Raw genomic sequence first — 12,500 nt, 5'->3', positions numbered from 1 at the left:
TCCGGTTTCGGCCGGATCAGCCGCCGACATTTTCCTTGGTAAGGAAGGCGTTGCCGGTGTCGAGGTAGCCCGGCACCTTCGCGCCCGTTGCCTGCGCCCAGAGCAGCATGACCGACCAGTAGCCCTGCAGTTCCGGCTGCGAGGCTGAGGAGCTGTCGGCAACGCCATCGCGGATCATGTCGAGCATTTCCGGCAAGTTGTCGAGACCGACAAGGGTGACCTTGCCCTGCTTGCCGGCTTCGACGATCGCCTGGCCGATGCCGATCGGACCTGCGGCGTCGGATGCGACCCAGCCCTTGAGGTTCGGGTTTGCCTGCATGATGGCGGCGGCCTGCTGCTGCGCCGTCTCGATGCTGTCATTGTCGATACCTTCGGCAACGACCTTGATGCCCTTGTGTTCGGCAAAGACCTGACGATGGCATTCGGCGCGGATCGAATGGTTCGGCGCGGTCGGAACTCCCTGCATGATGGCGACTTCGCCTTCACCGCCGAGAACCTCGACGAGGCGCCGGGCCGCGATCTTCGCCTGCTCGCAGAAGTCGGAGCCGATATAGGGGATCGCCATGCCTTCCGGTGGGATCGAATCGAAGATCACCAACGGAACGTTCTGGTTCTGGGCTTCTTCGAGCGAAGCGCGGTTGCCCGAGGGGTCGAGCAGGTCGAGCGCCAGGCCGTCGGGCTGGGTCGCGAGCGCGCTGTCGATGATTTGGTTCTGCTGGACGACGTCGGCGGATTGCGGTGCCGAATAGACGACTTCGACGCTGGAGCCGGTTTGCGCCTTGATCGCGGCGGCTGCCGCCTGTGCGCCCTCGTTCACCTTGTCGAACCACGGATGCACGACCTTCGGCACGACGACGAAGCGGTAGCTTTCCTTTTTGGTGGTTCCGGCGGCGTCCTGCGCCGAGGCGACGACGGGCAGGGCGAATGCGGCGGCGCACGCCAGCAACATGGAAAATTTCTTCATGATGACCTCCCTTGGAGCAGGCGAAACTTCCTCCCGCCTGAATGATGGAACGAGGGCTCTGCTGGGGCTTGCTCCCAAAACCCAAAGCCCGAGTGAATCTGATACAGATGTAAATTCCTAAATACAACAGTAAAATGCTATACGAAAATGATCCATGAGCAGGTTCTGTTTCCGTGTTGTGGTTTACGGCAGGATTTGGTTATGGCTTCGATCCGCTGGGGTGGCCTCATCATTCTGCGTCTTTGCGACCTTGCGCTGCGGAGAACGATGCTGGCAGAGACATCTCGCCCTGGTCGAGAACGTCGTCATGCAGCTTGCGATAACCGTAGACCTTGCCGCTCTCCTCCCACGCCGTCAGGAGCAAATCGGTCGGCCGCTTGTCCTCGTTGGCCCGCCTGCTCAGCGGGTTCTTCAGCCAGGTGTAAAATCCACTGGAATGAACTCGCAAAAGGCGGCACATCGTCCGCACCGAAAACTGCAAGCGATGCAGGGCGATGAACGCGTGCTTCACTTTGCATCCCTGGCGAAATACGCGGCCGCTTTTTTTAGGATGTCTCGCTCCTCGGTGACGCGAGCCAGTTCCTTCTTCAGCCGCCTGATCTCCTCGGCCTCATCGTTGCCCTTGGCGTTCGACGCCGCAACCTCTTCTTGCATTCGTAAAGCGAATGCTGGCTGACGCCGAGGCGCTGCGAAACCTTCGCAACCGGATAGCCTAGCTTTGTGATCTGGCGCACCGCGTCACGCATAAACTCTTTGCTGAATTCGATTTGCTCATGGTGCTCTTCATGCCAAAACTTAAAAACAGGGTGTCTACGAATCTAGGGGCTATTCAGAACCCTGGATGTTTTGCCTGGGGAAACTCCGGACTACACACCGGACATTCCCGATCGCCCGATCGAGGAACCTGGACCCGATGTCGTTCCGGAAGAAGCTGCTGATGGCCCGCTTGTCTCTGGCGAGGGCGTGCCGACGAAGATGGGTGAGTAAGTCCGTCACGTTGCACGCCTGCCCCACAAATTTCATTGATCCGTCACGGAACCACCGTCTGCTGATAGGCATTTGTTGCCTCGGTTAGACTAGGAATAATGCAATGCTTTCTGTGATTTGGGACAACGCCCTTGCCATCCTCCTTCCGGGGACGCCCCGCGCGATAGAGATCAGGGATCCGCGGAATGCCATGTTTGTGCTGGCTGAGAAATGGCCAGTGACCTACGGACGCGCGTTTCAGCGAGCGCTCGCGTTTTGCGCAAAGGCTATCGAAGGCAAATGCTCACCGTCCAGGGCTCGATTGGCGTTCCTCTTAGCCGCCCGAGAGGCAAACGTCGTGGTCATTCGCTAGGGTATTGATCGCTTTGCCTGGCAAGACCGGAACCAACCGAATGTCCTCGGCATTGCGGACCCAGCACTCGTACCTGCTTCGCCGCATGGATGCCCAGGGTTCAAAGGAGACGATCAATGAACTTTCGACTTCCACAGCCTCAGCACCCGACGAGTGATTCAGAGGTTGCAGTTCAATGTGAGCACGCAGTCGTGACCGCCTTGCAGGTGCTTGCGGACCGGCTGATCGTGGCTGGCTGGCCGCCCAAGGCGGTTTTCGAAGCAATCAAGCGCGTTGCCGGTCGTCAGGCTGCTGCGTATCAGGCGGGCCCGAATCCGGCAGACTATCCACTCGGGGTGAGACCGCGAATCGGATTTTCCCTCACACCGTTCTGAAGTAACCGGTGTTCTCCCTCCACATTGTCCTCCGCCGTCTGATCTGTGATCGGCTGTCCATGGATGAAGAACGGGAGTTTCTCCATGGAGACTACATTGGAGTTTCTCACAACCGGCAAGTCTGGACGTGAGGTTCACCGACACTGGCCTGATGAGGTCAAGGCTAAGATCGTTTCGGAAAGCTTGAGGCCTGGCACGACGGTCAATGAAGTTGCGCAACGCTATGGGTTGCGAGCGAACAGCCTTTCCACTTGGCGAACGATGGCGCGGCAGGGCAAGCTGATCCTGCCAGCACCGGAGGATGCGGTAGAGTTCGCGGCGGTGATCGTCGATCCGCCTGTTTCGGAACTGCCGCCTAAAATGCTCAGTCGTCCCGAGATAATCCTCGGTCCGGTCACCATCCGCCTTGAGGAAGGCGCATCTGCTGCGCAGATCGCGGCCATCGCGCGTGCCTTAGCGGCGGCGGCATGATCTTTCCGTCGAACCGCGTGCGGATCATGGTAGCGACCAAGCCGGTCGACTTCCGCAAGGGCCATGACGGATTGGCGGCGCTGGTTAAGAACGAGCTGCACAAGGACCCGTTCACTGGAACGGTCTTCGTGTTCCGGTCGCGCAAGGCGGACCGGTTGAAGCTCATCTACTGGGATGGCTCCGGTATCGTCATTGCCTACAAGCGACTGGAAGAGCACACGTTCACTTGGCCAGGCATCAAGGATGGGCTGATGACGTTGACCCACGCCCAATTCGAAGCCCTGTTTGCGGGACTTGATTGGCGGCGGGTTCATGCCGTCCAGGCGAGAACACCGGAGGCTATCGAATAGCTGCGGTACGATGACTCAGCACGGCAAATTCCGAAGGCAAAACCGCGTTCAATTTGGTAGTTTCCGGCCATGCTTGATGCCGCCGACCTTCCCGATGATGTTGCTGCCCTAAAGGCGATGCTGATCGCGGCGCAAGCACGCGAGGCGGCCAAGGACTCTGCGATAGCCAGCAAGATCGAGCATATCGCCTGCAAGGATGAGCGGATCGAACGGCTTGAGAAGCTGGTCGCAGCCTTCAAACAGGCCGCCTTCGGACGCAAATCCGAGAAGACCGATCCCGACCAATTCGATCTGGCACTGGAAGACCCGGAAATGGCTATGGCCCTGATCCATGCCGAGGATGAGGCGGACACCCCGACGGCAAACAGGCTTGCCAAGCCACGCGCGATCAACCGTGGCTCCCTTCCGAACCATCTTCCGCGTGTTGAGGAGGTGATCGAGCCGGAAAGCCTGGTCTGCGCCTGCGGTGGTTGTCTGCATTGCATTGGCGAGGATGTCTCCGAGCGACTGGACGTGATCCCGGCACAGTTCCGCGTGATCGTCATCCGTCGTCCAAATATGCATGCCGTGCCTGCACCGACGGTGTCGTTCAGGCCCCGGCTCCGGCACGGTTGATCCCGGCAGGACTGCCGACCGAAGCGACCGTCGCTCATGTGCTGGTTTCCAAACATGCCGATCACCTTCCGCTCTATCGGCAAGCGCAGATCATGAGCCGTCAGGGCCTTGATCTCGACCGATCCACACTCGCCGACTGGGTCCGTCGAGCAGCCTATGAACTGCGGCCCGTCTTCGATGCGCTGATTGCCGTTCTGAAGCGCTCGACCAAGCTGTTATGGACGAGACCCGTGCCCCGGTTCTCGATCCCGGCTCGCGCAAAACCAAGACCGGATACTTCTGGGCACTTGCGAGAGATGACCGTCCTTGGGGCGGCGGCGCTCCACCAGGCGTGGCCTTCACCTATGCGCCTGGCCGCGGGGGCATTCATGCCGAACGGATACTGCAGGGGTTCTCCGGCATCCTGCAGGTCGATGGCTATGCCGGATACAACAGGCTGATCGCGCCAGAGCATGTCGGCCCAGAGATTCGGCTTGCCTATTGTTGGGCTCACGCCCGGCGCAAGCTGGTGGAGATCACCCGCAACGGGTCAGCACCGATTGCTGAGGATGGCGTCAAACGGATCGGTGAGCTATATCGCATCGAAGCCGAATTGCGCGGCCTTGATCCTGAATCTCGCCTTGCAGGTCGGCAGGAACGATCAGCGCCACTCGTCGCAGACCTGCATGACTGGCTTGTCCATCACCGTAGCCGTGTCGCAACGAAGTCCCCGCTCGGCGAGGCATTGGCTTACATCGCCAAATACTGGAATGGCCTGAAGCTCTTCCTTACCGACGGTCGTATCGAGATCGACAACAACAGTGTCGAGCGGACCATCCGGCCGACTGCTCTCAATCGGAAGAACGCACTCTTTGCGGGTCATGATGCGGGAGCTGAGAACTGGGCCGTCATCGCCTCCCTGATCGAAACGTGCAAACTCAATGGCGTCGATCCGCTGGCTTATCTGACCGCCACACTCACTGCCATCGTCAACGGCCACAAGCAGGGCCAGATACATGCGCGTTTGCCTTGGTATAAACCGACCTTGGAGCGGACCAAGAGGCAACAGTAGCGGGGCAGATGGCTGCGCACGAATGTACACAGCCACGTTGTTCAGTGTAGTGAGGCGCTTGCCGCAAGCCGCTCATCTTTGTCGTGCAGCGCGAAGCGATCAATCATATCAGCACTCGCTTCGTTGAAGCCGAGAACCTCGACCTCATCGCCCGCCTGGCGGAACTTCAACACGATCTTGTCCAACGCGCCAATCGCGGTAATGTCCCAGAGATGGGCTTTTGTGAGATCGATGATGATCCGCTTACCCTTATCTGTGAAGTCGAACGCGTGGATAAAGGCTTCCGCCGACGCAAAGAAGACCTGCCCCACCACTGCATAGGTGACACTGTTTTCTTCGGCATTCTCCAGTCGCGTGACTCTGAACAGACGGGCTACCTTGCCAGCAAAAAAGATGCCGGACAGCAGGACGCCAACGATCACGCCTTTTGCCAAATCATGCGTTGCCACGACGGTGATAACCGTCGCCAGCATGACGACAGAGGACGGAAGCGGATGGCGTCTCAGGTCGAGGATCGACCGCCAAGAGAAAGTGCCAATGGAAACCATGATCATAACCGCAACAAGCGCGGCCATGGGGATGATCTGGACGAGGTCGTTAAGGACGACGATCAGGAACAACAGGAAAGCACCCGCGACGAACGTTGAAAGCCGTCCTCGACCACCAGATGTTACGTTGATGACCGACTGCCCGATCATGGCGCATCCGCCCATGCCTCCGATCAGTGCAGAGGCGATATTCCCCGCGCCCTGACCAACGCATTCCTGGCTCTTGTTGCTCGGCGTGTCCGTCATGTCGTCGACGATTTGCGCAGTAAGCAGCGATTCTAGCAGTCCTACGGCAGCGAGCGTCACTGAGTATGGGAAGATGATCTGCAGCGTCTCCCAGGTCAGAGGCACCTGCGGAAGCATGAGGAAAGGGAGCGTGGACGGAAGTTCGCCGAGATCGCCGACAGTGCGTAGGTCCATGCCAAACCACCATGCCATGGCCGTTAGGACCGCGATGGCCACGAGCGGCGAAGGGATCGCCTTGGTCACGTATGGAAAGAGGTAGATGATGGCGAGGCCGCCCGCGATCATCACGTAGGTGAGTGTCGGAACCCCAATAAGTTCAGGCAACTGGGCCATGAAGATCAGGATAGCAAGTGCATTGACGAAACCCGTGATGACCGACCGCGATACGAAGCGCATCACGCGGCCGAGCCTCAGCCATCCCGCGACGATCTGGATGACGCCCATCAAGATAGTGGCGGCGAACAGATACTGAAGACCGTGGTCCTTGACCAACGATATCATGACGACAGCGGTCGCGGCCGTCGCAGCAGAGATCATGCCCGGCCGACCGCCCACAAAGGCCGCCACGCAGGCAATTGCGAAGGAGGCGTAGAGGCCGACCTTGGGATCGACACCCGCAATCACCGAGAAGCCTATCGCTTCCGGGATAAGCGCGAGAGCGACGACAATACCCGAAAGTACGTCGCCACGGATGTTGGAGAACCACTCCTGACGGTAGTTTGAAAGAGTTCGCATGGGAGATTTTATCACAGTTGAGGCAACGGGCCGAGCAAAACTCGGTCCTCGAAATTGGATAGGTTGCGTTGCTGTGTTGTCTGGCGGATCGGCGGCCAGAAGAGCCACCCGGAGTTTCACCGGGTCCTTGTGGATGACGCTAAGTAGCTCACGCAGTCCAGTTTTGCAATTATGTCTTGGTCTGAACTTGACACCAAACACAGGACGCGGCGGTCAAGGTGCGGATGCGACACCGGTTACGTTCTGAATCGGATTGGGTTCGATGAAGCTCGCGCCCTACAATGTCACCGGTGTAAATGATCGCCTGCCAGCATTTCTTCGATGGCTTAAAGTGGACGCACCCGATGTGGTGGGCCTCCAGGAACTCGAATCGACCGACGAGAAATTTCCGCGGCACGATCTTCAGACGGCCGGATACAAAGCTGTATGGCGTGGACAGAAAAGTCGGAAGGGCGTGGCGAGCCCTCAGTTCCATCAGTACGGTGTCAAAGACTACGTGTTGCGCTCTCGCCGGCCCTCTACTCTCAGTTTTGCGATATCAGTCAATGACCCGACAGCGCTTTCGATATCTCTAAGGCAAGCTGCTGCTGAGTGTAGGGCTTTCCGAGTCGACCAACATCAAGCTCGACACCTGATGGCAAGTCAGCATAGCCCGAAGCAATCAACATCGGGATGCCGGGGATTAAAGCGCGCGCCGCAACTATCAGCTCGCCGCCGGTCATGCCGGGCATCGAATAGTCCGTAATGATGAGGTCAAAGCGTGCATCGCGCTTGAGGATCTCGATTGCCTCTAAACCGGAATGGGCCTCTACAACCTCGTGACCGAGATCCGTCAACATATCTACCGAGCTCATCGCAATGAGAAAATCGTCGTCAACGAGAAGAACTCGCTTAGGACTTTGGTTCTCGCTGACAACATGCTGCTGTGGAGATACCGCCTTGGCGACTTGGTTTTCGTCCGACGCCGGTATCCAAAGTTCCGCGGTCGTGCCGCTCCCAAGCGCGCTCGCCAGCTTGAGGCTCCCATTGAGCTGATGCGCCAGCCCATGGATCATCGAAAGGCCCAGGCCTGTTCCTTTGCCCAGTTCCTTCGTGGAGAAAAACGGAACGATCGCTTTCTCAAGAGTCGCCTCGTCCATCCCATGGCCGCTGTCGATGACCGAAAGAACGCCATAGTCGCCAGATGTGAGATCGCCTTTCTCCGAGGGAAGGCTCACTTGCCGGAGTGCTATACGAATTGAGCCTCCCGCCGGCATCGCGTCACGCGCATTGACGACGAGATTCAGCAGTGCCAGTTCCAATTGATTGGCGTCCGCCTGGACGACAACCTGAACGGCCGGAAGATTGGTCTCGATAATGATGCCGGAACCTACGGACCTCTTCATGAGATCCGCCATGTCGCCGACAAGATTCCCGAGGTTGACCGGACCGACCTGCAGATCCTGGCGCCGAGCAAATGCCAAGAGCCGCTGCGTTAGTGACGCGCCACGCCGTGCTCCCTGGAGCGCGCCTTCGATCAAGCGAACAGCCTTTGGGTCATGCGCCGTGTGCTTGTGCAGCAGCTCAAGGTTTCCGAGTACAGCCATAAGAAGGTTGTTGAAGTCATGGGCGACGCCGCCTGTTAGCTGCCCAATCGCCTCCATCTTCTGAGCCTGTCGAAGCTGCTCTTCTGCTCGCTCGCGCTGAGCCACCTCCGCCATGACGACGGCGTGAGCTCTATGCAGTTCCTCCGTGCGGACAGCAACTCGTTCTTCCAAAGTCTCGTTAAGCTGTCGCTGGTGCTCTTCAGATCGGATCCGGGCGGTGATATCAGACGACACACCAACCAATTTCGAGGCTTTTCCGGCTCGATCCAGATAGAGCTGCGCGCGGATTTCAGCCCAGTGGACGGATTTGTCCGGCCAAACCGTTCGGTACTCGATTGCGTAGTCCGCGCCCGTCTCTACCGTGTTCCTGACGGCCTCCCGCATCCGATCAAGATCGTCCGGATCGATACTCGAAAGCAGATCTTCGTACGTGAAGGCATCGTCGGCACCCCGTCCGAAAATCGCCTTGCACGTCGTTGAGGTGGTCAAACCGTATGTCGCAAGGTCGAGTTCCCAAGCTCCAAGCCGCCCAGCCTCCAAAGCTGTTTCCAGCCGCCGCTCCCCCTCGTCGAGGGCCTCCATTCGCAAGCGCGCTTCATATTGTCTGCTTCGCCCCCGTAAAGCTGAACGAGCGACACTCACGAAGGTTGTGGCATGAAAGGGCCGTTCAACGAAGCTAACATTGCCGAGCGCCTCGGAAAGGCGGGCCGCGCCCGGATTTCGCTCCGGCCCACCGCCACGATGCGTGAGGATGATAAAGGGAAGGTCGGACCAGCTTGGCTGTTCATCGATCCAGGCGGACAGTTGCCGTAGATCCGAGGTGCGCAACGCTTCTTCGGTGATGACGGCAAACGAAACATCTTCCCCTAATCCCTCGACAAATGCACTCAAATCCGTCGCCACAAGGGTGGCAATTCCTGCATCGCCTAGCAAGGCCGACGCAATCTGGGCATCTCTTCCCATCGGCGCGTGAATCAGAGCGGCAGCGCTTATGTTAGGAATGGGTACCACCATCGTTTTCAAGCGTCATCAGTGACTGCTGTTCGCCCACGAATGCTGGCACGCCTCGCAGGATGCCCTGGAAACGAGAGAGCGGTTCTCCCACTGTCAAACCGACATTGCTAATTCGGAACTCACGGATCGTATCCTCATGCGGGCCAGTGCGCTTCTTGATGACCGAGACGGCGCGCCTGATCCTTCCCAAGGCTTCGAAGTATCGGAGTAAAACTACGGTATCGGCCAAATAGGTAACGTCCACCGGGGACTTCATATCGCCCACTAGGCCGTGTTGCGCCACGGTTAGATAGGTGTTGCATCCTTGGCGATTGAGGTATTGCAGAAGTTCATGCATGTGCAGGATGAGTGCGTTCTCCTCCGGCATGGACGCCTGGTAGCCATTAATGCTGTCGATCACGACCGTCTTTGCATCGGAGCTTGCCACTCGGTCGCGCACCCGTTGAGCGAATTCGCCTGGTGAAAGCTCCGCGGCATCCAGTTGCTCGATATGGATATCACCCTGGTCTCGAAGCCCTTCAATATCCAGGCCGAGAGCCTTGGTGCGAGAAAAGAGCAAACCCAGCTCCTCGTCGAAGAGAAAGATCGCGGCCCGCTCTCCACGTTTCACCGCCGCATTTACGAACTGCAGCGCAAAAAGGCTTTTGCCCGTCCCAGCAGGACCGATCAACAAGGTACTGGAGCCACGCTCAATCCCGCCACCCAGCAGTTCATCCATTCTGGGGATCCCGCTTCCAAGCGGCGTGCGTTCAAAAGTGGTTCGATGCTCAAGCGCGCGCAGTCTCGGGAAGACTTCCACGCCGCCCGTCTTAATCGTGAAATCATGATAGCCACCGCGAAACGCCTGGCCTCGATATTTCACGATCCGTAGCCGTCGGCGCTCTGACCCGTAGTTGGGGGCCATTTGCTCGAGATGCACCACGCCATGCACGACGCTGTGCACCGTCTTATCCATGGTCTCCGCTGTCATGTCATCCAGCAAAAGAACCGTTGCCCCGGACTTCGAAAAGAAATGCTTCAGGGCAAGGATCTGACGCCGGTATCGCAGCGAGCTCTGCGCTAGAAGCCTGATTTCAGAAAGACTATCGAGCACCACCAGTGAGGGCTCAAGACGCTCGAAGGCTTCGAAAATCATTTTTGTCGTCTCGCCAAGCTCCAGATCTGACGAGTAAAGCAGGCTTTGCTGCTGATCGGCATCAAGCAGACTTTCCGGCGGCACCAGCTCGAATATCTCGATCTCTGGCGGAAGTTCCATACCATGAGAAAAGGCGGTATCGCGCAGCTCGTCTTCTGTTTCGGACAATGTGATATACAGACACTTTTCGCCGCGGTCCGCCCCATGCTTCAGAAACTGCAGAGCAATCGTGGTTTTGCCCGTTCCCGGCGACCCCTCCAGCAAGAAAACGTGTCGCCGAGTGAAGCCGCCGGAAAGAACGTCGTCGAGTCCTTCGATGCCTGTCAGTGCTTTAGTTTCCATATGTCCTTCCTGAGCTGTGGGTCGTTTAGATAGGGCGGTCGCGTAGCATTACAACGGAACAAGCCGCACCAAATGGCCAAGTTTGTGAGCGTAGTGGCACCGCTTGAACATCAAATTTCCCCACGCCTTAGGAACAATGCGCCAAGCTTGCCGTTAGCGATCCAACCTCGATACGGAAGGCAGAATTTATGGAGATAGCTCTCGAACGTCCGGGGTCGCTAACCTGCCCCCTTGCCCTGACAATAAATGGCAATCCTTATACGCTGGACGTTTATCCTTGGACGACGCTACTGGACCTCCTGCGCAGTAACCTTGAGTTAACGGGAACAAAAAAAGGGTGCGACCATGGTCAGTGCGGTGCATGCACCGTGATGATCGACGGACAGCGCATGAATGCTTGCCTTAAGCTCGCAATAACCCTGGACGGGACTGCCGTCACCACGGTGGAGGGGTTGGGTACCCCCGATGATCTCCATCCGATGCAGAAAGCTTTCGTCGAACACGACGCGTTTCAATGCGGTTACTGCACCCCGGGGCAAATCTGTTCCGCGGTCGCCCTTCTGCAGGAGGGGCACGCTCGCTCTCGGGAAGACATTCGCGAACTGATGAGTGGCAATCTCTGTCGGTGTGGCGCCTATTCCAATATCACAGACGCCATCGAGGAAGTCCTCGCAAAGCAGGCGACCGACCCCTCCCATCGGGAGGCCGCGGAATGAAGCCATTTTCCTATTCTCGGGCCGAGACCGTCGCGGACGCAGTCGCGGCGCTCGTTGCCAATCCGCACGCACAGGTTCTTGCTGGAGGGACCAATCTTGTCGACTTAATGAAATATGAGGTGATACATCCGGAAGCGATCATTGATATCAACCCTTTGCCGATGAAGACGATCGAGGAGCTTCCCGACGGTGGTCTACGCATCGGGGCGCTGGCGAGCAACTCCGCCGTCGCCTATGACGCCCGTGTTCAAGCGCAGTTCCCGCTTCTTGCAAGCGCCATTCTCGCCGGCGCCTCTCCTCAACTTCGCAACGCGGCGTCAACGGGCGGCAACCTGCTCCAAAAAACCCGCTGCTGCTACTTTTATGATCCATCGACGCCGTGCAACAAGCGTGCGCCGGGAAGCGGCTGTGCGGCGATCGGTGGCCTTACCCGGATGCACGCCATTCTGGGTGCTAGTGAGAAATGTATCGCCGTCCACCCCTCCGACATGTGCGTTGCGCTTGTGGCATTGGACGCGACGGTGGAAGTCGAAGGGCCGGACGGCGCGCGCGATATCGCCGTCTGCGACTTTCATCGCCTGCCGGGCGACGCGCCAGAGCGCGACAATACGCTTGCCCGGGGCGAACTCATTACCGGCGTCCGTCTGGAACGAAACCATTTTGCGCAGCATCACAGCTATCTGAAAGTTCGCGATCGCCTCTCCTATGCATTCGGGGTGGTCTCGGTCGCTGCCACCATCGAAATCGCCGGCACACAGATTGCGGATATGCGCGTCGCGCTCGGTGGTGTGGCACACAAGCCATGGCGCGACCAGCTCGCTGAAGCGGACTTCGCTGGAGCGCCCGCCGAGGAGGCAACATTCCAACGAGTCGCCGATCGCTTGCTCGTCAAAGCAAAAGGCCAAGGCGACAACGACTTTAAAATCCCGCTCGTCCGCAAAGCCATCGTTCGCGCGTTGAGACAGGCCGCCAGCGGAACGCCCCAGAGCCAGACAAACAAGAAAATCCAGTAGG

The 12,500-nt window shown here is 58.3% G+C and carries 9 protein-coding genes, 2 pseudogenes and 1 other annotated feature; of the genes and pseudogenes, 6 read left to right on the top strand and 5 right to left on the bottom strand.

Translation table 11 applies throughout. From position 1 onward, the window contains the following. Nucleotides 1–16: 16 nt before the first annotated feature. Entirely contained in the window at nt 17–964 is a 948-nt protein-coding gene (locus MUO32_RS23680) for a substrate-binding domain-containing protein (protein ID WP_257950839.1), read from the bottom strand. 271 nt (nt 965–1,235) lie between these two features. Next, nucleotides 1,236–1,710 (bottom strand): annotated as a pseudogene (locus tag MUO32_RS23675) (transposase); the annotation flags it as partial. A gap of 344 nt (nt 1,711–2,054) precedes the next feature. On the opposite strand from MUO32_RS23675, the gene MUO32_RS29415 reads away from it, so the two are divergent. From MUO32_RS29415 to MUO32_RS23660, 4 genes and pseudogenes are all read left to right on the top strand, one after another. Beyond that, the gene (locus MUO32_RS29415) at nt 2,055–2,303 is read left to right on the top strand and encodes a DUF982 domain-containing protein (protein WP_374708713.1); all 249 of its coding nucleotides are present in this window, start codon (nt 2,055–2,057) and stop codon (nt 2,301–2,303) included. A 458-nt stretch (nt 2,304–2,761) separates the two neighbouring features. Further along, nucleotides 2,762–3,148 carry a transposase gene (locus MUO32_RS23670; RefSeq protein WP_257950838.1) on the top strand — a complete coding sequence of 129 codons (387 nt, stop codon included), beginning with the start codon at nt 2,762–2,764 and terminating at the stop codon, nt 3,146–3,148. Then, entirely contained in the window at nt 3,145–3,498 is a 354-nt protein-coding gene (gene tnpB / locus MUO32_RS23665) for an IS66 family insertion sequence element accessory protein TnpB (protein ID WP_257950837.1), read from the top strand. The genes MUO32_RS23670 and tnpB overlap by 4 nt, the downstream gene beginning before the upstream one ends. Nucleotides 3,499–3,567: 69 nt before the next feature. Further along, nucleotides 3,568–5,164, top strand: a pseudogene (locus tag MUO32_RS23660) (IS66 family transposase). Nucleotides 5,165–5,205: 41 nt separating this feature from the next. On the opposite strand, the gene MUO32_RS23655 reads toward MUO32_RS23660, so the two are convergent. From MUO32_RS23655 to MUO32_RS23640, 3 genes are all read right to left on the bottom strand, one after another. Continuing rightward, the gene (locus MUO32_RS23655) at nt 5,206–6,693 is read right to left on the bottom strand and encodes a SulP family inorganic anion transporter (protein ID WP_257950836.1); all 1,488 of its coding nucleotides are present in this window, start codon (nt 6,691–6,693) and stop codon (nt 5,206–5,208) included. Between the two features lie 74 nt (nt 6,694–6,767). Beyond that, nucleotides 6,768–6,823, bottom strand: a sequence feature (sul1 is cis-regulatory element that is thought to sense ions involved in sulfur or methionine metabolism; They are found in Alphaproteobacteria). Between the two features lie 412 nt (nt 6,824–7,235). Continuing rightward, nucleotides 7,236–9,293, bottom strand: coding sequence for a hybrid sensor histidine kinase/response regulator (locus tag MUO32_RS23645; protein ID WP_257950835.1), 2,058 nt, complete (start codon nt 9,291–9,293; stop codon nt 7,236–7,238). Next, on the bottom strand, nt 9,274–10,770 hold the full coding sequence (locus tag MUO32_RS23640; protein ID WP_257950834.1) for an ATPase domain-containing protein: 1,497 nt from the start codon (nt 10,768–10,770) through the stop codon (nt 9,274–9,276). The genes MUO32_RS23645 and MUO32_RS23640 overlap by 20 nt, the downstream gene beginning before the upstream one ends. Before the next feature lie 188 nt (nt 10,771–10,958). Between MUO32_RS23640 and MUO32_RS23635 the strand changes: the two genes are divergently transcribed. Both MUO32_RS23635 and MUO32_RS23630 read left to right on the top strand, forming a co-directional pair. Beyond that, the gene (locus tag MUO32_RS23635) at nt 10,959–11,486 is read left to right on the top strand and encodes a (2Fe-2S)-binding protein (protein ID WP_257950833.1); all 528 of its coding nucleotides are present in this window, start codon (nt 10,959–10,961) and stop codon (nt 11,484–11,486) included. Beyond that, complete coding sequence (locus tag MUO32_RS23630) at nt 11,483–12,499, top strand: xanthine dehydrogenase family protein subunit M (protein ID WP_257950832.1); 1,017 nt, start codon at nt 11,483–11,485, stop codon at nt 12,497–12,499. The genes MUO32_RS23635 and MUO32_RS23630 overlap by 4 nt, the downstream gene beginning before the upstream one ends. The last annotated feature ends 1 nt before the right edge of the window (nt 12,500 follow it).

Origin of the sequence: Shinella sp. CPCC 101442 (genome assembly GCF_024704725.1) — a bacterium.
Lineage (GTDB): Bacteria > Pseudomonadota > Alphaproteobacteria > Rhizobiales > Rhizobiaceae > Shinella.
This window is presented reverse-complemented; position numbering and strand designations above follow the sequence as displayed.

What these genes read in the sequence shown, in the direction of transcription:
- MUO32_RS23680 (WP_257950839.1), bottom strand. Translation starts at nt 964, where the DNA reads ATGAAGAAATTTTCCATGTTGCTGGCGTGCGCCGCCGCATTCGCCCTG.
- MUO32_RS29415 (WP_374708713.1), top strand. Translation starts at nt 2,055, where the DNA reads ATGCTTTCTGTGATTTGGGACAACGCCCTTGCCATCCTCCTTCCGGGG.
- MUO32_RS23670 (WP_257950838.1), top strand. Translation starts at nt 2,762, where the DNA reads ATGGAGACTACATTGGAGTTTCTCACAACCGGCAAGTCTGGACGTGAG.
- tnpB (WP_257950837.1), top strand. Translation starts at nt 3,145, where the DNA reads ATGATCTTTCCGTCGAACCGCGTGCGGATCATGGTAGCGACCAAGCCG.
- MUO32_RS23655 (WP_257950836.1), bottom strand. Translation starts at nt 6,693, where the DNA reads ATGCGAACTCTTTCAAACTACCGTCAGGAGTGGTTCTCCAACATCCGT.
- MUO32_RS23645 (WP_257950835.1), bottom strand. Translation starts at nt 9,293, where the DNA reads ATGGTGGTACCCATTCCTAACATAAGCGCTGCCGCTCTGATTCACGCG.
- MUO32_RS23640 (WP_257950834.1), bottom strand. Translation starts at nt 10,770, where the DNA reads ATGGAAACTAAAGCACTGACAGGCATCGAAGGACTCGACGACGTTCTT.
- MUO32_RS23635 (WP_257950833.1), top strand. Translation starts at nt 10,959, where the DNA reads ATGGAGATAGCTCTCGAACGTCCGGGGTCGCTAACCTGCCCCCTTGCC.
- MUO32_RS23630 (WP_257950832.1), top strand. Translation starts at nt 11,483, where the DNA reads ATGAAGCCATTTTCCTATTCTCGGGCCGAGACCGTCGCGGACGCAGTC.